This is a genomic window from Marinobacter sp. AC-23, assembly GCF_001858325.1.
GTDB lineage: Bacteria > Pseudomonadota > Gammaproteobacteria > Pseudomonadales > Oleiphilaceae > Marinobacter.
Window position 1 is genome coordinate 74,407 of sequence record NZ_MBPP01000045.1, and the last position, 18,906, is coordinate 93,312.

General features: G+C 54.5%; 14 protein-coding genes and 6 pseudogenes. 8 read left to right on the top strand and 12 right to left on the bottom strand.

Annotation, left to right across the window (positions count from 1 at the left end; genetic code table 11):
• Positions 1-78: 78 nt before the first annotated feature.
• The 4 genes and pseudogenes from BCA33_RS14375 to BCA33_RS22000 form a co-directional block, all read right to left on the bottom strand.
• Positions 79-390 (bottom strand): AzlD family protein, encoded by a 312-nt coding sequence (locus BCA33_RS14375; RefSeq protein WP_071266906.1) that lies wholly within the window; start codon positions 388-390, stop codon positions 79-81.
• Positions 387-1,120, bottom strand: a pseudogene (locus tag BCA33_RS14380) (AzlC family ABC transporter permease). Before BCA33_RS14380 ends, BCA33_RS14375 begins: the two are co-directional and overlap by 4 nt.
• Positions 1,121-1,188: 68 nt before the next feature.
• A complete protein-coding gene (locus tag BCA33_RS21995; protein ID WP_254774423.1) occupies positions 1,189-1,812 on the bottom strand; it encodes a mechanosensitive ion channel family protein in 624 nt (207 codons plus the stop codon).
• Positions 1,812-2,234: a hypothetical protein gene (locus BCA33_RS22000; protein WP_254774424.1), complete on the bottom strand. Its 423-nt coding sequence runs from the start codon at positions 2,232-2,234 to the stop codon at positions 1,812-1,814. The genes BCA33_RS21995 and BCA33_RS22000 overlap by 1 nt, the downstream gene beginning before the upstream one ends.
• A gap of 446 nt (positions 2,235-2,680) precedes the next feature.
• Between BCA33_RS22000 and BCA33_RS14390 the strand changes: the two genes are divergently transcribed.
• The 4 genes and pseudogenes from BCA33_RS14390 to BCA33_RS14400 all read left to right on the top strand — a co-directional run bounded on the left by BCA33_RS14390 (position 2,681) and on the right by BCA33_RS14400 (position 6,472).
• Positions 2,681-3,781, top strand: a complete 1,101-nt coding sequence (locus BCA33_RS14390; RefSeq protein WP_071266908.1) for a Glu/Leu/Phe/Val dehydrogenase dimerization domain-containing protein — start codon at positions 2,681-2,683, stop codon at positions 3,779-3,781.
• 85 nt (positions 3,782-3,866) lie between these two features.
• Positions 3,867-5,275 (top strand): annotated as a pseudogene (locus tag BCA33_RS14395) (sodium-dependent transporter).
• Positions 5,276-5,420: 145 nt separating this feature from the next.
• Entirely contained in the window at positions 5,421-5,768 is a 348-nt protein-coding gene (locus BCA33_RS22005) for a sodium/calcium exchanger protein (RefSeq protein ID WP_254774425.1), read from the top strand.
• Positions 5,765-6,472, top strand: coding sequence for a sodium:calcium antiporter (locus BCA33_RS14400; RefSeq protein ID WP_254774426.1), 708 nt, complete (start codon positions 5,765-5,767; stop codon positions 6,470-6,472). Before BCA33_RS22005 ends, BCA33_RS14400 begins: the two co-directional genes overlap by 4 nt.
• Positions 6,473-6,521: 49 nt before the next feature.
• On the opposite strand, the pseudogene BCA33_RS22855 reads toward BCA33_RS14400, so the two are convergent.
• From BCA33_RS22855 to BCA33_RS14420, 4 genes and pseudogenes are all read right to left on the bottom strand, one after another.
• Positions 6,522-7,423: pseudogene (locus BCA33_RS22855) on the bottom strand (NAD-dependent protein deacetylase).
• A 16-nt stretch (positions 7,424-7,439) separates the two neighbouring features.
• Positions 7,440-8,171 (bottom strand): spermidine synthase, encoded by a 732-nt coding sequence (locus BCA33_RS14410; RefSeq protein WP_071267034.1) that lies wholly within the window; start codon positions 8,169-8,171, stop codon positions 7,440-7,442.
• 178 nt (positions 8,172-8,349) lie between these two features.
• Positions 8,350-8,913, bottom strand: a complete 564-nt coding sequence (locus BCA33_RS14415) for a DUF1415 domain-containing protein (protein WP_071266910.1) — start codon at positions 8,911-8,913, stop codon at positions 8,350-8,352.
• A gap of 173 nt (positions 8,914-9,086) precedes the next feature.
• Positions 9,087-10,672: pseudogene (locus BCA33_RS14420) on the bottom strand (ABC-F family ATPase).
• Positions 10,673-10,855: 183 nt separating this feature from the next.
• Between BCA33_RS14420 and BCA33_RS14425 the strand changes: the two are divergent.
• A pseudogene (locus BCA33_RS14425) lies at positions 10,856-11,133 on the top strand (peptidylprolyl isomerase).
• 110 nt (positions 11,134-11,243) lie between these two features.
• Here BCA33_RS14425 and BCA33_RS14430 read toward each other — a convergent pair.
• A complete protein-coding gene (locus tag BCA33_RS14430) occupies positions 11,244-12,062 on the bottom strand; it encodes a DUF2059 domain-containing protein (RefSeq protein ID WP_071266912.1) in 819 nt (272 codons plus the stop codon).
• Between the two features lie 167 nt (positions 12,063-12,229).
• Between BCA33_RS14430 and BCA33_RS14435 the strand changes: the two genes are divergently transcribed.
• On the top strand, positions 12,230-12,871 hold the full coding sequence (locus BCA33_RS14435; RefSeq protein ID WP_254774429.1) for a lysozyme-like domain containing protein: 642 nt from the start codon (positions 12,230-12,232) through the stop codon (positions 12,869-12,871).
• A gap of 18 nt (positions 12,872-12,889) precedes the next feature.
• On the opposite strand, the gene BCA33_RS14440 is transcribed toward BCA33_RS14435, so the two are convergent.
• From BCA33_RS14440 to BCA33_RS14455, 3 genes and pseudogenes are all read right to left on the bottom strand, one after another.
• A complete protein-coding gene (locus BCA33_RS14440; RefSeq protein ID WP_071266916.1) occupies positions 12,890-13,789 on the bottom strand; it encodes a LysR family transcriptional regulator in 900 nt (299 codons plus the stop codon).
• Between the two features lie 452 nt (positions 13,790-14,241).
• Positions 14,242-15,923 (bottom strand): annotated as a pseudogene (locus BCA33_RS14450) (AMP-binding protein).
• Between the two features lie 387 nt (positions 15,924-16,310).
• Positions 16,311-16,739 (bottom strand): Lrp/AsnC family transcriptional regulator, encoded by a 429-nt coding sequence (locus BCA33_RS14455; RefSeq protein ID WP_071267036.1) that lies wholly within the window; start codon positions 16,737-16,739, stop codon positions 16,311-16,313.
• Positions 16,740-16,855: 116 nt separating this feature from the next.
• Here BCA33_RS14455 and BCA33_RS14460 point away from each other — a divergent pair, with 116 nt between their 5' ends.
• Positions 16,856-17,962 carry an arginine N-succinyltransferase gene (locus BCA33_RS14460; RefSeq protein WP_071266920.1) on the top strand — a complete coding sequence of 369 codons (1,107 nt, stop codon included), beginning with the start codon at positions 16,856-16,858 and terminating at the stop codon, positions 17,960-17,962.
• On the top strand, positions 17,952-18,758 hold the full coding sequence (locus BCA33_RS14465) for a DUF1338 domain-containing protein (protein ID WP_071266922.1): 807 nt from the start codon (positions 17,952-17,954) through the stop codon (positions 18,756-18,758). Before BCA33_RS14460 ends, BCA33_RS14465 begins: the two co-directional genes overlap by 11 nt.
• The last annotated feature ends 148 nt before the right edge of the window (positions 18,759-18,906 follow it).

An 18,906-nucleotide genomic window follows, 5' to 3' on the forward strand; every position in this document is an offset into this window, starting at 1 on the left:
TTCAAAAAAAGCCTATAAGACAAGTCGCCTTCCGGCAAATCAAAATCTCGTAACACCAAGCAAACTATTTTTTATTACCTAAACCATATACCGAACAAGAGCAGCCGAAAGGATGCCAGCCGCAATCGCTGGCAGTGGCTTCTTGAGAATGAGCATGGCAACGGCGGTAACCGAGAGAGCTGCAAGCGCGCCGGCATCACCGGCAAACGCCATGGGTACAATGATGGCAATGAGAACGGAGCTGGCCATGGTGTTGATAAAGCTCTCAACGCGAGGACTTATCCGCACATAGGACATGATAAATACGCCCCCGAACCGGGTTGCCAACGTAACCAATGTCATGATCAAGATCAGTGCCAGAACACCGGCAGTGGTGGTTTCAATGGTCATGCCGGCTCCTCCTCACCCTCGTCAACCGGCTTCTTTTCAAGCCAAAAGAGGCCGACTAAACCGCCGGCAAGTGCCCCTGCAACCACATGCGTGTTAGCCGGCAGCCACTTCCATGCTGCCAGTGAGGCGGCAGCAGCAAGTACCCAGGCAACCAGCACACGCGGCTCTTCTTCCCGCCCAACGCCATCGCCAACAAAAAACAGCCCAATACCATATCCATCCCAAGGCTTTTCGGGTCCTGCAAAAGCCCACCGAAATACACCCCCAGCCAGGTGCCAACAATCCAGGCCAGCCAAAGCACCAACCCGCCGCCCAGAATCACCTCAAGGTTTCGCCTGCCGCTTTGGTATTCCTGGGCTGACACGGCCCAGTTGGCATCCGTAAGAAGCAGCATAAGGCCGTAACGCTTAGCGGGAGAAACATCCTTCAGCATGGGATAAAGCGAAGCGCCCATCAGAAGGTGTCGGGAATTAATGGCAAAAACCACGACCATAACGGGGATAACCGAGACTTCTGCCCCCCACATATCAATCGCGGCAAACTGCGAGGCACCGGCAAAGACCAGGGTACTCATCAGCAGAGATTCCAGAGGACCTAGCCCCTTCTGCACAGCTGCGAGACCGAACGCGGCGCCAAATGCCACCACGAACAGGGAAATAGGAAACATCCGGATAAGTTCTGAGCGAACCTTCCCAGGCTGGAACTGGTATGAATGTGCGGTGTTTATCATCTACGCAAGCTAAGGAAGTTTAGCGGAAACGCGTATTAGTACTTTCCGAAGCACTGGATCTCGACAGCCTATGTCTCGGGGGTCTCGGGGGCCATGTCCGAGCCATCCATCAGCCGCGCCCGAACACGAGGCAGGTGTTCCGGATAGTGATTCTGAACAAAGGTTACCAGGCCCTCCCGCACAGCACACCGAAGCTCCCAGGCCTTACTGGAATCCGGGGCGCCCATGAGGAACCGTATTTGCAAAGCCCGTTCATTGGAATCAGTGACCTGCACTGTCTCTGTCCTGCCGTCCCATTGAGGGGCCTGCCGGAGCAGGCGCGCAAATTCCTCACGCAACGGATCAACCGGTACGGCGTAGTCCAACCACAGAAAAACAGTACCCATCATATCCGTGGTATTCCGCGACCAGTTCTGAAATGGGTTCTCGATAAACCACTGCAACGGCACGATCAGCCTGCGCAGATCCCATACCCGCAACACCACGTAAGTGGCGGTCACTTCCTCTACCCAGCACCACTCCCCCTGAACATGAAGTACATCGTCGATGCGGAACGGCTGAGTCAGCGCGATCTGCATGCCCGCCAGCAGGTTGCCCAGCACCGGGCGGGCCGCAAAGCCCAGAACGATGCCACCGATGCCCGCGGAGGCCAACAAACTGCCACCAACGTGGCGTACGCCCTCAAAGGTCATCAGGCTGCCCCCAGCCCTATAATCACAATCAGGATATTGAGCCCGCGAACAAGAAACCGGGTCTGGGTTTCGACTTTACGAGCACGTTTCCACTGGCCCTCCAGCACTGGGTTGAGCGTCACAATCACCTCACCGATGGCCGAGGTGCAACACACCGCGGCCCAGGTCAGCGACAGGATCAACAGTAACGTGGCGAGATGCTGCAGTTCTGCCAGTATGGGCAAACCTTCGGGCGCGGTTTCCAAAACCCCGTTCAGCACAAGCAAACACACGAAAACGCCCAGGGCGCGAGCCGCGGCATCGAGAAAAATACGGGGAACCGCCTTGGAGCGAGTAAACCGCCGTATCAACGCCAACCCAATGCGGTAGCTGCGTAAGTTGCTACTAACGCCAATAGCGCCGACGCCCCCGGCAAAAGCCATGCGGTGAGGCCTGCCTTGATAGACTCCAACATCCTGTACTCCCGGGGAAATTACTCTGAAGCCCTCAAATTAGCCCATGTCCACGGGTGATGGCAAAAGTGAATTGATCCCGGCTTTTAAAATAGCCAGAGTCTTACAGTCATCTCATCTACAATTGACCTCTTCGCTAAGAGCGATTAGTTTATATTCCGCCCGGCCCCACAAGGGCTATCCCCTTTGGGAGATCCGGGCACCTGAAATCAAAATGCCGGCCACAAGCCGGATGACAAAAACAACACCGCCACTGCCGCCGAGATCCGGCCAAGTGGAAAGGATTTCAAAATGCTTATATCAGCACGTCTCCGGGGCGTCTTGTGCAGCGCACAACTGATCCCGCCGGTTAAGATAAACACCTTTCATTTCCGCCGGAAAACCTCCGTGTGGCCTAAGGAAGAGAGGTGATCCCCATGTCTGTATTCAGCCATCCCGAGTTTGATAACCACGAACATCTGTCTTTTTTCTGCGACCCGGAAACCGGGCTCAAGGCCATTGTAGCTGTCCACAACACCTCCCGCGGGCCGGCACTAGGCGGATGCAGGATGTTCCCCTATGCCAGCGATGAAGAAGCCTTACGAGATGTGCTGCGCCTGTCGCGGGGCATGACCTACAAATCTGCGCTCGCCAATCTTGACCTGGGCGGTGGCAAATCGGTCATCATCGGCGATCCGCGCAAGCAGAAAAGCGAAGCATTGCTGGAAGCCATGGGCAAGCACCTGGAAGGCCTTGGTGGCCAGTACATTGCCGCCGAAGATTCCGGCACCAGCGTGCCAGACCTGAAAGTAATGGGCCGGCATACGAAATACGTTGCCGGCATTGTCGAGCGCACCGCTTTTGATGGTCAACCCAGCAATGGTGATCCCTCCCCGGCCACAGCCTATGGCACATTCGTTGGTCTAGGGGCGGCAGTAAAGCACAAGCTTGGCCGCGAGGATCTGACCGGTTTGAAGGTTGCTATCCAAGGCGTGGGTAACGTGGGTTACCGCTTGGCTCGGCATTTAAAAGACGCTGGCGCTGAACTTTGGGTGTACGACATTCACCAGGAAAACATGCAACGCGCAGTGGATGAGCTCGGCGCCAATGCAGCATCTGCCAACGACATACTGTTCCTGCCGGTAGATGTGGTCGCACCCTGCGCCATGGGTGCCGTGCTTAACGACGACAGTATTCCCCGCCTGCAAGCTACGATTGTTGCGGGAGCAGCAAACAACCTCTTGCAGCGCCCAGATCACGACCAGGCATTGAAAGACCGAGGCATCCTCTATGCTCCGGACTTCGCAATTAATGCTGGCGGCATTATCGATGTGTTCTATGAGCGTACCGGGGCTTCACCGGAAAAAGTTCGAGCCCATGTGGAAGGCATTGGCCAAACGCTTTCGGAGATCTTTGTGCGCTCCGATAGCAGCGGCATTCCAACTGGCGCAGTTGCCAATACGCTCGCCGAAGAGCGCTTCCGGACGCGCGCAAGCGCAGCCGGAACATCACACGAACAGCTTGTTGGCGCAGAGTAATTAACGGGTTTCGCGTTAAGGGGCCATAACTAAAGCACGGCCTCTGCTCTTCCAAACAACAACAAATATCTGGCAGGAGACAATCATGTCTGAATCACACGCACCTACTTCAGGGGCAACCGAAGGCTCGAACGCCAAACGAGGCTCTGGTCCTCGCGCCTTGTTTTTATTCTTGCAGCCACGGGTTCGGCCGTTGGCCTGGGTAACATTTGGAAATTCCCCTACATCACCGGTGAAAACGGCGGTGGTGCCTTTGTACTGGTTTATCTGCTGTGTATCGCCGCGATAGGCCTACCTATCATGATGGCCGAGGTACTTATTGGCCGCCGTGGTGGTCATAGCCCGGTGAACAGCCTCAGGCAGATTGCCAAGCAAGATAGGCTGAAACCCGCCTGGCGTGCGGTCGGCGCGGTCGGGGTGCTTGCGGGCTTTTTGATTCTTTCGTTCTATTCTGTCATCGGCGGCTGGGCGGTCTCTTATGTAGGCAAATCCGCCACCGGGCAGCTTGCAGGCCAATCTGCGGATGCCATTGGCGCGATTTTCTCTGACTTACTGGCAGATCCCGCCACGTTGCTGATGTGGCACACCCTGTTTATGGCGCTGGTGATGTTTGTGGTGGCCAAAGGTGTTCGTGCCGGGCTTGAGCGGGCTGTCAGCATTCTCATGCCAGCCTTGTTCCTTCTGCTGCTGACGGTTGTAGGCTACGCCATGACCACCGGCGAGTTCGGCCGGGCTGTGACCTTTCTGTTTCAACCAGACTTCTCCAAGCTCACCACCGCTGGCGTATTAGTAGCGCTAGGCCACGCGTTTTTCACACTGAGCCTCGGCATGGCTGTGATGATGGCTTACGGCTCCTACCTGCCAAAGAATATTTCCATCGCCAAAACCTCCATTGCGGTGTGCGTCATAGATACCGGCGTGGCACTGCTAGCTGGCCTGGCCATTTTCCCGATTGTGTTCGCCAACGGCCTTGAGCCTGGCGCCGGCCCCGGCCTGATCTTTCAGACCCTGCCGCTGGCGTTTGGGCAGATGCCTATGGGCAGCGTGTTCGGAACCCTGTTCTTTGTACTGCTGATCTTTGCCGCATGGACATCAGGCATTTCCCTGCTGGAGCCCATCGTGGAGTGGCTGGAAGAGCAAAAAGGCATGAACCGCACCACCAGTACGCTGGGCGCGGGTTTCGTTTGCTGGGCTCTGGGTATTGCATCGATCCTTTCCCTGAACCTGTGGTCGGACTTTGCACCACTGGGATGGATAGGCATGCTTGAAGGTAAAACCATTTTTGATCTGCTAGACTTCTTTACCGCGAATATCCTGTTGCCTCTGGGCGGTCTGCTGGTCGCGATATTTGCTGGCTGGATCATGTCACGCAAGGCCATGGAGGAAGAGCTGGCGCTCTCAAAGCCCATGTTCCGCCTCTGGTACGTTACCGTGCGCTTCATCACGCCTGTGGCTGTGGGAACGGTGTTTATTTACAACCTTATCGGGGCGTGAGCCGCGCCAGATAACCAGCAAGCCTATAACTGATCGAGGGAGGCTCTAGAGCCTCCCTCGATAAACGCCTTGAGAAATAAATCCGCCCCGATTTTCCGCTAGTGTATCCTCTGCTAAGACTCACCTGCCAAGGAGCTCGCGTAACGTGTTAATCCCACCAACGGAAAGCTGGACTCTACTGCAGGGTGGCCTGGTTTTTTTGGTGTGTGCCGTCATAATCGCGATTGCTGGAACGCGCATCACCCGGATTGTCGACCAGTTGGCTGACCGTACTGGAATTGGCGAGGCGGCCGCAGGTGCCGTGCTGCTGGGCGCGTCAACTTCCTTGGGCGGCTCAGTTCTCTCGGTCACCGCAGCATGGCATGGCAATGTCGATCTGGCGGTCAGCAACGCGCTGGGGGGTATCGCCGTGCAGACATTTTTCCTGGCGGTTGCGACATGGTCTATCGTCGGGCCAACCTGGAACATGCTGCGGCGTCGGCTCCAAACATGATGCAGAACGGATTACTAATCTGTCTACTGGCATTGATCCTGTTCGCGCCATATCTGCCAGACGTTACCGTCAGCGGGGTTCACCCGGTAACGCCGGTATTGTTTGCTGTTTATCTCTACGGCATTTACCTGGTGCGTGCGGCATCAACATCGCCGATGTGGTTGCCATCCGTCACTCGGGAAACCCGTGAAGACAAACCCGATGACGTGACTGCTATGCCTCCGCTGTCTCGCCTTTGGGTCGAGTTTCTGGTGTTGATGGCTATTCTGGGTATCGCAGGCTGGGCACTGGAGCCCGCGGCCACCGTGATTGCCACCAAAACGAATCTGACGCAGACAGTCGTTGGTGTGCTGCTCACGGCCGTTAGCACCTCAATTCCCGAACTGGTGACGTCGGTTGCTGCGGTTCGTCGTGGGGCGCTCACTTTGGCGGTGGGCGGGATCATTGGCGGTAATGCATTTGACACTTTGTTCACCGCCGCATCGGATATTGCCTACCGGGACGGGTCGATCTACCACGCAATGCCCGAGGACTCGAAATTCTTGGCGGTTCTCACAATACTGATGTCAGGCGTGCTGATGATGGGACTGATTCGTCGAGAACGTCATGGAATTTGGAAAATCGGCATGGAGAGCGCGGTCATTATGGTGCTGTACGTTTTCGGAGCCGTGTTGCTGGTTGTCGGTATCCAGGCTTCAAGCTAGTGGAACCGCCTGAGCTATCCAGAAAGCTCCTTCACTTGGTGGCGCCAGCCTATAACTGATCGAGGGAGGCTCTCAGGGTCTCCCCGATTCGTGCATTCAGCTTCAACTCCGCCAGCTCTTCAGCGCGGGTTCTACCCAGATTAAGAGTCGCAATTGGCTTACCGAATTCTTTGGCGTACCGGCAAAAACGAAAGCCTGAGAACACCATCAAAGACGAGCCGATCACCAGCAATCCATCACTGGCCTTCAGTGCATCCATTGCAGACTGCACCCTTTGCTTCGGCACGTAATCCCCGAAAAACACCACATCCGGCTTCAGTATGCCGCTGCATTGCGGGCAATCAGCGAGGAGAAAATCTGAAAAATCCACGTTCAGGTCCGCATCACCATCCGGGGCGGCATCTGCTTTGTACTGTCGGAAATCCGGATTGAGAGCCGCACAGCGGGCGTGTACATCATCCCGGGGCTCCGGTAGCCACAGCTCATACACAGCACTTCATCCGCACGGCCATGCAGGTCGCTCACGGCGTGCGTACCGGCTTTTTGATGCAGGCGATCCACATTTTGGGTCACCACCAGGCTGGAGTGGTTGCGCAACTCGAGGTCAGCGATACAGTAATGGGAGGGATTAGGCATGGCATTGCGGATGACCGGCCAGCCAATCAGGCTACGCCCCCAGTAGCGCTGGCGGGTTTCATGGTTTTCCATGAAATCAAGGTGCTGAACCGGCTGCTTGCGCTTCCAGGCGCCTTCGCCATCGCGGTAATCGGGAATGCCAGAATCTGTGCTAACGCCTGCACCGGTCAGTATAAGAAGCCTGGGGTAGCGGTGAATAAATTCCGCCAGCAGCTCACCCGCCTGCTCCGGCTCATGCAAAACCGGCGGCTTATCCAGCTCTGGGAGGCGCTGGTTAGAACTGAAGGGGCGGGTTCGGTGGGTCGTCACTGGCATACAAACTCCGGCTGTTTCAGCCCGGTTTGCGGGCCAAGTAAACGGTGTTGAACGATTCTCTGTTCTGGAACGGATTGTAGAAGCTCACCACGTGGCAGACTACGTCGGTGAATATCTCCCGCAAGATGTCCATGAATACGGCGTCTTCACCCTCGTTGGACCACATGGCAAAGATACCACGGGTTTTGAGTTGTCGGGCCATGCGGCTTATGTTTTCGGTGGTGTAGAAGCTGGCGTTCGAGTCGTTCAGCAGAGCCCGCGGCGAGTGGTCGATATCCAGTAAGATAGCATCAAACTCTTTGCCAGGCGCTTCAGGGTCAAAGCCTCCACTCTCGGGATCGGCAATGGCCAGGTCAAAGAAACTACCGTGTATATAGCGGCTGCGGGCATCTGCATTAATATCTTTCCCAAGAGGCACATACTCCTGCTGGTGCCAGCGGATAACCGGCTCCAGGTACTCAACGATCAGCAACTCACTCACTCGTTCATGCTTTAGGGCGGCGACGGCGGTATAACCTAACCCCAAGCCGCCAACGACGACGCTTAGGTTGTCGCCTTCGGCTTCACCCAACCCAAGATCAGAAAGAGCCACCTCGGCGTCCACAAACATGCTGGACATGAGAAACTCTTCGCCAAGCTTTACCTCGAAGATATCTCGGTCGCCCAGTGCCGGGATACGGCGGCGCCGGAGTGTGATTTCGCCGATTTCGGAGGGTTGGCTATCAATTTGCTCGAAAAGACGTCCCACGGTGTTGCCTCTTTTATCGTGACTGAGTAACTGGCCTTGAGCCTGGTTGATTTGGCTCCGTGCTGTCGCATGTGGGTCGCCCCGCCCAAAAACCGCTGTGAATACGTCCGTGTACGCTTGGCTCCGCCATCCATGGCTCCGCACATTTTTGGGCGGGGCGACCCACATGCTCTTCGATCTACTCCCCTGTTACCGGCGATACCTTTAAGCAGTCGGTGAGAACTGTCCGCATTTTCTCGGCACCGAGTTTGTTCATCAGTTCAATATTACGACGCGGAATTCCATCCACATCCGGATGGCTATCAATCGCGGCTTCCAGACTGGCTTCACGCAACAGGTGCAGCATTGGGAACGGAGAGCGGTTGGTGTAGTTCTCGGCAGCATCCGGTTCCGTGTCTGCAAACTGATAATCTGGGTGGAAACTGGCGATCTGGTACACGCCTTCCATGTCCAGATACGTGAGCAAACCATCCGCAGCGTCCAGAAACTCGTTGTAGTCCGCAAAATCCTGCATTACATGGGGATGAATCAGGAGAGTGGTTTCGGTTTCAGGCTCATCATCCAAGCGCAGGAGTTCAGTTTGCAGGACCTGGAGAAGTGAATCCTCGTTACCAGCTTCGGAGACCACAAACCGAACCCGGTCTCTGACCAGTTCCCGTTTTGCGAACGGGCAAAGGTTGTAACCGACAACGACATCCTCAACCCATTTACGGGTTGCGTGAACTACCGATCCTTCGCTCACTCAAAATTCCTCTAGTTGTTGATCCAACCTACCAAAGTCAGGTCGAGTAGGCGGGCAGGGCGAGCCAAAAATGTGCGAAGCATGGATGGCGTAGCCAAGCGTACACGGACGTATCCACAGCGTTTTTTGGCTCGCCCTGCCCGCCTGCCCAGCACCCATAGTTTTAGTAAGTTTTACAGGTAACCTTGGCTACGAAGGTAATCATCATAGGTGCCACTAAAGTCCGTAATACCCTCAGGCGTCACCTCAATAATCCGAGTTGCCAGCGAAGACACAAACTCACGGTCGTGGCTCACGAAAACCAGCGTGCCGGGATAGTTCTCAAGCGCCAGGTTCAACGCCTCGATGGACTCCATATCCAAGTGGTTGGTGGGCTCATCCAGGAGCATCACATTTGGCTTTTGCAGAATCAGCTTGCCGAACAGCATGCGGCCCTGCTCGCCGCCCGAGATGACCCGCACAGATTTACCTATGTCATCACCAGAGAACAGCATACGCCCCAAGGTGCCGCGTACCAGTTGCTCACCGCCCGTTGTCCACTGGGACATCCATTCAGACAACGTGTCGTCTGCGGCAAAATCCGCCGTATGATCCTGAGCGTAATAGCCCACCTCGGCGCTGTCGGTCCACTTTATTTCACCGCTGTCAGGCTCGTAAGCACCGGCCAGGCACTGCAGCAGCGTGGTTTTACCAATGCCATTGGGCCCGATGATAGCCACGCGCTCGCCCGCTTCAACCTGCAAGTTCAACTTGTTGAACAGCGTTTTTCCATCGAAACCCTTGGTCAGATCCCGAATGGTAACCGCTTGGCGATGCAGCTTCTTGCCCTGTTCAAAACGGATAAACGGGCTGATGCGGCTAGAAGGCTTTACTTCGTCCAGCTGGATTTTGTCGATTTGACGGGCGCGGGAGGTGGCCTGCTTTGCTTTCGAGGCATTGGCAGAGAAGCGGCTAACAAACTGCTGAAGCTCCGCAATCTGGGCCTTTTTCTTCGCGTTATCTGAGAGCATGCGCTCGCGAGCCTGGGTGGCAGCGGTCATGTACTCGTCATAGTTGCCCGGGAACAGCCTCAGCTCGCCGTAATCCAGGTCAGCCATGTGGGTGCACACGCTGTTCAGGAAGTGGCGGTCGTGGGAAATGATGATCATGGTGCTGCTACGAGCCACCAGAATGCTTTCCAGCCAGCGGATGGTATTGATGTCCAGGTGGTTGGTAGGCTCATCCAGCAACAGCACATCAGGATCCGAAAACAGTGCCTGCGCCAGCAGCACTCGCAGCTTCCAGCCCGGTGCCAGGCTACTCATGGGCCGTCGTGCTGTTCCAGAGGAATATCCAGGCCCAAAAGCAGTTCACCAGCGCGGGATTCGGCCGTGTAGCCGTCCATTTCTGCAAACTGTACTTCCAGATCGGCCACCGCCATGCCGTCTTCTTCGCTCATTTCGGCTAGAGAGTAGATGCGATCGCGCTCTTTTTTTACATCCCACAGCTCTTCATGGCCCATGATCACGGTGTCAATAACCGAGCAAGTCTCATAGGCAAACTGGTCCTGCCGCAGTTTACCCAGGCGAACATTCGGTTCCAGCATAACCTGGCCGCCCGAAGGTTCCAGGTCGTTACCCAGGATTTTCATCAGCGTGGATTTACCGCAGCCGTTGGCACCGATCAGGCCATAACGATTACCGTTACCGAATTTGGCGGAAACATTTTCAAACAGGGGTTTGGCCCCGAATTGCATGGTGATATTGGCAGTAGAGATCAAGAAACAAACCTATAGATGTGAGGGCCAGCACCGCGCCGGCTAAAGAAAGCCGGCATTGTACAGGTTTGCGGTGGTAACCGTGAGGCCGCAGAAACACCGATAAAAAGGACTTGCCTCAAGCGAAGGGTACGGGCAGCATTCCCTCTCTGAGGTACCCATTCATTTTATTTAAGGATAATGACCATGGCACAGGCAACCGCACGCCACATTTTGGTAGACAGCGAAGCGAAATGCGAAGAACTGAAAGCCGCCATCGAAGGCGGTCAGGATTTTGCCGAAGTAGCCAAACAGCACTCCTCCTGCCCATCCGGCCGCAGCGGCGGCGATCTGGCTCATTCGGCCCTGGCCAGATGGTTCCAGAGTTCGATTCCGTGGTCTTCAGCGGAGAAATCAACAAGGTTCTCGGCCCTGTAAAAACCCAGTTTGGCTATCACCTGCTGGAAGTCACCAGCCGCAGCTAAGGGGCCTGCAAGCGCGGTTATAGAATTCTCTTACCGCGAGTTGCTGTGTTGGCTCCTGATAACTTCAGGAGCCAACCTCTCCCACGATATTGCCTTTTTCAGCGCCAGCCCTACTTTTGCGGCGAGAGAAAACGCGCCATTTGCTTGCCAATGGATTCAATCGGGTCGGTAATAGCCTGTTGAATGCTCCGGGTAACGGTTTTTGAAAACGCAGATCCCGCGTCGCTTTCCAAAAAGTCGATATATAGCCCCATCTCTTGAGAACTGATCTTTTCATAGGTGTGCAGAAAGCTGTCATATACCTGCTGTTCAACCACGCCACGTATTTTGCCGCGCTGGTTTTCTATATTCTGTTTGAGCCCATCGTAGTTTTCCGAATCACTGCGAAATGCCGCCATGGCAGTTGCAAGCCCAAGCTGCACGGCAATGGTGGTATCCACTGCGCTTTCGGTGGCGCGGGCTGCACGGTCAAACCGTTCAAACATCCGGGCGCGATCTGTACCTTTATATTTTTTGTTCAGTTCCGGAGCCCTGGCCTGAATCTGCTGCCAGGCGGCCGGATCTGAAGCCGCGATTTCCGCCGCCGAGATTTTCCGGGCGACCGGTGTCTCATACCAGCTCTGCACGGCTTCAAGCTGCTTCCCGGAGAGGTCACTTTCCAGATTTTTTACAATCTGCTGTTCTATGTCCGTCGCTCGGAAGCTATTGGTCACAACATACCCAATAGTGTCTGCAACCATGGGTGGCAACTGCTGGCTACGCTTCAGACCTTCGCGAATGCCTTCGCTCATCATGGCCGGGTAGCGATCAACAATGTCGTCGATGGGCGATGCGGCAAGAACCTGCTGGGCGCTGGGTGCAGCCATAACGGGGCCGGCCAGAAACAGACCGGTGATTAAAAGAGGTTTAACTAGGGTACCAAGCTTCATTTAACTATCATCCTGTTTGATGGATGCTGCGTTTATGACACGCGCACCCTCCCCTGAGCAAGCAATCCATGGGTTGTGGAGATGACAGTTTGGTAGGAAAATTCTGGAAGCCGGCACGCCCGCGTCGGAGAAGGCGCCAGAACCGCCGCGATCGGTGGCGATCCCGTGTGAAATGGTACGGGCTTCCGGTGCTGGGTTTGGTTATTGGCACCTGGGCAACACTGCGCTTCAGTTTGCTTGCACCAGACCCTCCGGTTAACCCGGACGATGTGTGCGATATCTTTCGGGAGCATACGGTCTGGTACGACTACGCAAGCGACTCTCAGGAGCGCTGGGGGACTCCCATCGCCACCCAGATGGCTTTCGTATACTACGAGTCTTCGTTCCGCAGCCATGCCCGGCCACCCCGAACTCTATTATGGGGTTTTATACCCTGGTCCCGGCCGACCACAGCGTACGGCTATGCCCAAGCTCTGGATCCAGCCTGGGGAGAATATCTGGCGGCCACCGGCGATGGCTTTTTTACCGTGCGCACAGATATGGAGTACGCGCTGGATTTTGTAGGTTGGTATAACCAACTTACCCATCGCCAGCTTGGCATTCCCTTCCATAACCCTCGCCAGCTTTACCTGGCCTACCACGAAGGCCGTGGCGGCTACGCCCGTAAAACGTTCGCCCGCAAGCCAGCAGTAACCGCTTTGTCTTCACGGGTTCAGTCGCGAGCCTTTCGTTACGACAACCAGCTCAAGTCCTGCGAGCAGGAATTCCAATGCTGGCGCTGGTATCAATTCTGGCCATTTTGTGGTTAAAAGCAGGCGCACTGATGATTATGCTGTGGGGCTGAATTCGATTGCCGCCGTCTGCGCCCGCAGGCGATCGACCAGAAACTCCATCACAATACGAACTCTCGCCATTTGCTGCGTGTCCTGGCTTACGTGCACCCAAAGGTCAACACTTTCCCCCTCAAGAGGGGCTGACAGGCGGCGCAGTTCTTTGGTGCCCTCCCCCAGATAACAAGGCAGAACCGCAAGGCCTGCGCCCGACCGTGTTAACGCATGCATGGCGTGCAAACTGTTACAACGGATGACCGACGAGGCATGTTTCAAGTGCTTGCGATACCACCGGCCCGTTGCCAGGTGGCTGAAGGTGTCATCCGGAATAATCCAGAGACAGTCTTCGGGCTGGTTCTCAATATCCATATTGCGGTGGCGCCGGCAGTAGCTGGCGGAACCGTATACCGCAGACTCAATCGCCGCGATACGCTCACCTTCCAGCGTTGCCTGGGGCTTGTTCTCGGGGCGCAAAGTAAGATCCGCCTCCCTATGAGTGAGGTTGGTGACGTCGTTATCGGTAAGCACTTCCAGCTCGATATCAGGAAACTCTCGCACCAGCTCAGCCAAAACCGACCCAAGCAGCTCACTCATCATTGTGTCTTCAGTCGCCAACCGCACCCGGCCCACTGGCGCGGAATCCTGCCCCACCAGCTTGCGTTCAAGATTTTCCATTTCAGTCGACAGCTTCTCCGCATTGCGAAAAGCGGTCTCGCCCACGGGCGTTAGCTGTAACCCATCCCGGTTGCGCTCAAAAAACTGCACCCCCAACGACTCTTCCATCTGGTCCAGTCGGCGCAAAACGGTGGTTTGATGCACACCCAGTATTTCTCCGGCTTTGGCGAGGGTTCCACCTATTGCCAGAGCGTGTATATATCGAAGATAATCCCAATCCATAGCCACTGCATATTTGCAACATGAGTACGGAGTTTAACGTATTTACGCTGCAAAAAAATACCACTAAGATTCAAAGTATATTCGGGGAAGCCCTTTTATTTACTCACAAATAGCAACTCACCAGATAAGGAGGAAGTCGCTATGGCACAAAGACATATCGCAACCGTTCAACCGCTACCATCCAGTATCCTCCACAATAGTACTGCGGTGAGAAGCCAGCACACACGTGCGGCTGCGAAGATAGCGGTTCAGTTCATGAATCGTAAACTGCGGTCATTTAACCGCAAGGCTGTAGCTGTAACGCCCGATATCGCTCAGATGCAAGGCGGACACTGATTCCAGTCAGGCAAACGTAAAGGGCTGCGCCATATAGCGCAGCCCTTTAACAAGTAGCCAAACTGAAAACGCCGGCGGCTCTGCTACCAGAGCCGCCGGCGTTTTGCATTATTCAGTCAGAATTCCCACACCACTTTCTTGTTCTGCTCAAACCAGTCATCCATCTTGCGATTGTAAACATCCTCAATCACGTTGCGTTTGATTTTCATGGTGGGCGTCAACATCCCGTTTTCCATGGTCCAGGCTCTTTCACAACCACCACGAATGAAATCTTTTCGTGCGCTTCACAACCTTCGTTCACGGCTTTGAGCTCGTTTTCCAGCTCCCGTTCAACCTCATCACGGCTAATTCCTGTTGCGAGCGCATTCCGGGCTTCTTCCGAAAACAGCAACATCATGCAGGGCTGAGGTTGGTTGGAACCTGCCACACAGACAACTTCTACCGAAGGATGATTAAATCGATTCTCGATAGGAACCGGCACCACATATTTGCCTTTGGACGTTTTGAACAGGTCTTTCACTCTGCCTGTGATCCGCAGATAACCGTCGGCGTTAATCTCGCCCATATCGCCTGTCCTAAGAAAGCCATCTGCGGTGACATCCTCATGGGTTTTTTCTTCGTTTTGATAGTAGCCCAGCATCATTCCCGTGCTTTTTACCTGCAGCTCACCACCCTCACCAATACGATGCTCAACACCTGGGTTGGTCACGCCTACATAACCGATCCGGGCTTGTCCAGGCCGGCTGGCATGGGAGTATCCGAAGTTTTCCGTCATACCATAAACTTCCAGCAACTCCAGCCCAAGGCTTCGATACCAAGTGATAATCTCTTCCGACAAAGGCGCAGCACCTGTCAAGGCAGCCCGGCAATGGTCCAGCCCCAGCTGCTTGAGCACCTTCTTTTTCACCATTGAGCGGACGAACGGAATGCTGAACAGCAACTTCTGTTTTTTGAGCGGCAGTTTGGCGTTAACGCCTAGGTAGAACTTCATCCACAGGCGGGGAACAGAGAAAAACAGGGTTGGCCGCGCACGCTGCAAATCCTGCTGGAAGGTGTCCAGGGTATTGGCAAAGTACACATGAAAGCCGAAATACAGGGATTGCGTTTCCACCGCCGCCCGCTCCGCAACGTGAGCCAGTGGAAGATACGACAGCATGCGGTCATCTGACGACGCAGTGAACATCTGCTGCAACCCATCTGCGACCGACATCATAGCCCCAAAACTGTGCATTACCCCCTTGGGGCGACCGGTGCTGCCTGATGTATACACAATAGTAGCCAGCGCTTCCGGATCCGGTAATGTCGGAGAAGCCGGTTCGTGCTCAGCAATAATATCCTGCCACTTAGGCGTGTCCTTTCGCGGCGACATAGGCAAGGAGATAATCGGAAGACCAGATGGAATATGCTCTTTTATATCGTTCCAGCCATCCGCCGTGCCGTCGAGCTTCCCCAGAAACAGCAGTTTTGCTTCACTATGCTCAAGGACATAAGCAGCAGCTTCCCCGGTGAGGGTGGGGTATAGCGGCACAGAGACATGCCCTGCCGCCCAGATCGCAAGATCCGACAGTATCCAGTGCGCACTGTTCTTGCCCAGGATGGCAATATTGCTGCGCGTTGGTAACTCAAGACTGTGGAGATGAGCCGCCATGCGTGACACTTGATCAGCAGCTTGCTTCCAGGTGATGTCCTCCACCGAGCCGTCGGGGCAAGGCTGGGTCAGATATGTTTTTTCCGGGCTGTTCTCTGCCCAGTAGTACAAACAGTGCAAAGAGGTCTGCCTGCGGGGATCCACTGCCATGAAAACTCCTTATTGTTGTTGTCGCTGCCGGCTTCTCACCAACATCGGAATAACTGTCTATTTTATTGTAATAGTAGCGTTATTTTTTGAGAGCTCAATGGCATTAAACACCCGCTCTACTGACTAAACCATCCCATATTTTGTATACGGAGCGGTACAGCCGATATTTTTATGTGACATTTATCAAGATTGGTCTAGAGTAAAAAAACGAAGCGCATCGAATTCCACCACTCACAGGAGACCGCCATGAGGCAGTCAACTCGCTCTTTCCTGATTTTCCCAGCGTGGGGATTTATCCTGCTTGGCTCAGCCGCTTTCTTATACAGCGCCTTCGCCGGCATGCTGGGCTCCTAAAAATGCCGTGTTAAAAAAGATGCGAGAATTCGCCTAACGCCGGAAGCGGGTTTCCAGCACCACGGCCGAGTTGGTGCGCTCAACACCGTCAAGATTACCGATCTCATCCAGTACGGCACTCAACTCCTCCAGAGATTGTGCCTGTAAAATGGCTATCAGATCGTACTCACCGCTTACTGAAAATAGCTGTGATACTTGGCTAATACCTTCAAGCGCAGCATTTGTTCGCGCCGTCAGCTTCTGAGCAACCTTTATCGACACATGAGCCTCCACCTGGCTGGAAGAAAAAGCCCCGCCCAACTGGACCGCATACCCCGCAATTACGCCGCTGGCTTCCAGGCGAGCAATCCTGTTTTGAACTGTTGAGCGCGATAGATGCAACGCCTTGGCCAAATCTGTAATACTGACTCGAGCGTTTTGGCGCAGCAGCATGAGCAAGTTCTGATCCTTACTTCCAATCATTTTGCCAAACTCTTCCGTTATTTTGATAACAGCATAGCGCATTACGATCAAAGTGCATCTGCAAACCGGCAGAGCCTCACTGCATACTGACTCGAAACAATGTCAGGTTGCCGCTCATGATTATTCGCCCTATTACCGACAAAGATCTGGATGTCCTTTTTCAGATAGCCGAAGAGTCCGGCCCTGGGTTTACATCCCTTATGCCCAACAGGGACGCTTTGGCGCGAAAAATTTCTCACTCGATTGCCAGCTTTGAGCGCAAGGTAATAAGCCCTGGCGATGAGCACTATCTGTTTGTGCTGGAAGACGAATCCACAGGCGACATCCTCGGCACCACCGGAATTGAGGCCAACGCAGGACACACTCGGCCGCTGTATCATTTCCGGCGAAACACCGTTACTCATCACTCCCGGGATCTTGATCTTCGTCGCAGCGTGGAAACCCTCACCCGCTGCAACCATTACACCGGCTATTCGGAGATCTGCTCGCTTTATCTACGCCCGGAGTTCCGCCAGGCCAATGCGGGTAAACTGCTCTCCAGGGTGCGCTTCCTGTTTATGGCGCTTCACCCGGAGCGTTTTTCTCACAAGATCATTGCCGAGATGCGCGGGGTTTCTGATACCTCCGGCCAATCACCATTCTGGAACTGGCTGAATACGCACTTTGTCGATATGGAGTTTGGCCAGGCAACACACCTGGTTGGCTCCGGCTACACCGATTTCATTGATGAGCTAATGCCGTCCCACCCGCTTTACACCTGCCTGATGAGCCCGCAAGCTCGAGCCGTTCTTAGTGAGGTACACAGTCATACTCGGCCGGCCTTGCGGATACTCGAGGCGGAAGGGTTTCAGCATAAAGGTTTTATAGACCTGTTTGATGCGGGGCCAACGGTGGAGTGTGCCCTGGCTGACATTCGTAGTGTGAGAGTTTCTTCTGAATGCAGGGTTAGAGTGGCCGAGCCATACTCAAGCATGCGCAGCGGCTATGGTTGTACCAGTCATATACAAAACGAACCAACGCTGATAACAAACGCAGGTGTAGCAGATTTTCGGGCAACGATTACATCCGAGGTGTCGGAGCAGTCAGATACGTTGACCATTTCGCCTGCCCTTGCAAAAAAACTTCGCCTTGAAAACGGTAACCTCTCGCGCATTTTGCCTTTAATTCAGGGGGCACCGGCACAAACCCAAAATACAGCTACGGAGCTAAGCTATGCATACTGATCGCAACGCCTTGTTCGAGAATCTTTGGCAGAATTATAAAAACGTTACACCGTCGGCTGCGCAAATCCACCGTATTTTGGGTGCCGAAGAAGGCCAGGCAATCATTAACGATCATATTGCCTTGCGAACCTTCAATCTGCAGCCAGTTGGCTTGGAGGCCCTTGCCGAACACTTCCTGGCCCTGGGTTACCGCGAAGGTGGCGAGTACCACTTCAAAGGCAAGAAGCTCTATGCCCGGCATTATGAGCACGCGGACCCCGAGGCCCCGAGGGTGTTTATTTCAGAGTTACTGACGGAGCAATGCTCGCCGGAGCTTCAGGTTGTGGTAAAAAAACTCGTTCAAGGAATAACAAACCAACAGGTTGCTGAAGACAGCTTTCTGTATTCAGGCAGACATTGGGATCTGGATTACGACACTTACCGCAAGCTGCTCGAAGAGAGCGAGTATGCCGCCTGGCTGGCTGCCTGGGGCTACAGGGCAAACCACTTCACCGTAAGCGTTAATCAGTTGCACAACTTTGAAACAGTCGCTGATATTAATCAGCTTCTGACCAACAACGGCTTTACAGTAAACGCCTCCGGCGGGGAAGTGAAAGGCTCGCCCGAAGACCTTCTTGAACAGTCCTCCACCATGGCCGACAGGGTTCCTGTTCAGTTTAGTGACCGCAAAATGACCATTCCCAGCTGCTTTTATGAGTTCGCATTACGCTATCCGAAGCCCGACGGCAGCCTTTACAACGGGTTTGTTGCCGCCTCTGCAGACAAAATCTTCGAGAGCACCAACTCAGGCATGTAATACCTGGTGGGCGTTTACCTGCAGGCACCGTTTACTTGTCGTTACAAAGAGATAACTTTTTACAACGGTGCGCCTCAACATAATTGTCTACTTTTTAAACACCAGTAGAAATCAGAGGCTACCGATCAAGCACTACCGGTGGCCGCAC

What these genes read in the sequence shown, in the direction of transcription:
- BCA33_RS14375 (WP_071266906.1), bottom strand. Translation starts at nt 390, where the DNA reads ATGACCATTGAAACCACCACTGCCGGTGTTCTGGCACTGATCTTGATC.
- BCA33_RS21995 (WP_254774423.1), bottom strand. Translation starts at nt 1,812, where the DNA reads ATGACCTTTGAGGGCGTACGCCACGTTGGTGGCAGTTTGTTGGCCTCC.
- BCA33_RS22000 (WP_254774424.1), bottom strand. Translation starts at nt 2,234, where the DNA reads ATGGCTTTTGCCGGGGGCGTCGGCGCTATTGGCGTTAGTAGCAACTTA.
- BCA33_RS14390 (WP_071266908.1), top strand. Translation starts at nt 2,681, where the DNA reads ATGTCTGTATTCAGCCATCCCGAGTTTGATAACCACGAACATCTGTCT.
- BCA33_RS14400 (WP_254774426.1), top strand. Translation starts at nt 5,765, where the DNA reads ATGATGCAGAACGGATTACTAATCTGTCTACTGGCATTGATCCTGTTC.
- BCA33_RS14430 (WP_071266912.1), bottom strand. Translation starts at nt 12,062, where the DNA reads ATGAAGCTTGGTACCCTAGTTAAACCTCTTTTAATCACCGGTCTGTTT.
- BCA33_RS14440 (WP_071266916.1), bottom strand. Translation starts at nt 13,789, where the DNA reads ATGGATTGGGATTATCTTCGATATATACACGCTCTGGCAATAGGTGGA.
- BCA33_RS14455 (WP_071267036.1), bottom strand. Translation starts at nt 16,739, where the DNA reads ATGATTGGAAGTAAGGATCAGAACTTGCTCATGCTGCTGCGCCAAAAC.
- BCA33_RS14460 (WP_071266920.1), top strand. Translation starts at nt 16,856, where the DNA reads ATGATTATTCGCCCTATTACCGACAAAGATCTGGATGTCCTTTTTCAG.
- BCA33_RS14465 (WP_071266922.1), top strand. Translation starts at nt 17,952, where the DNA reads ATGCATACTGATCGCAACGCCTTGTTCGAGAATCTTTGGCAGAATTAT.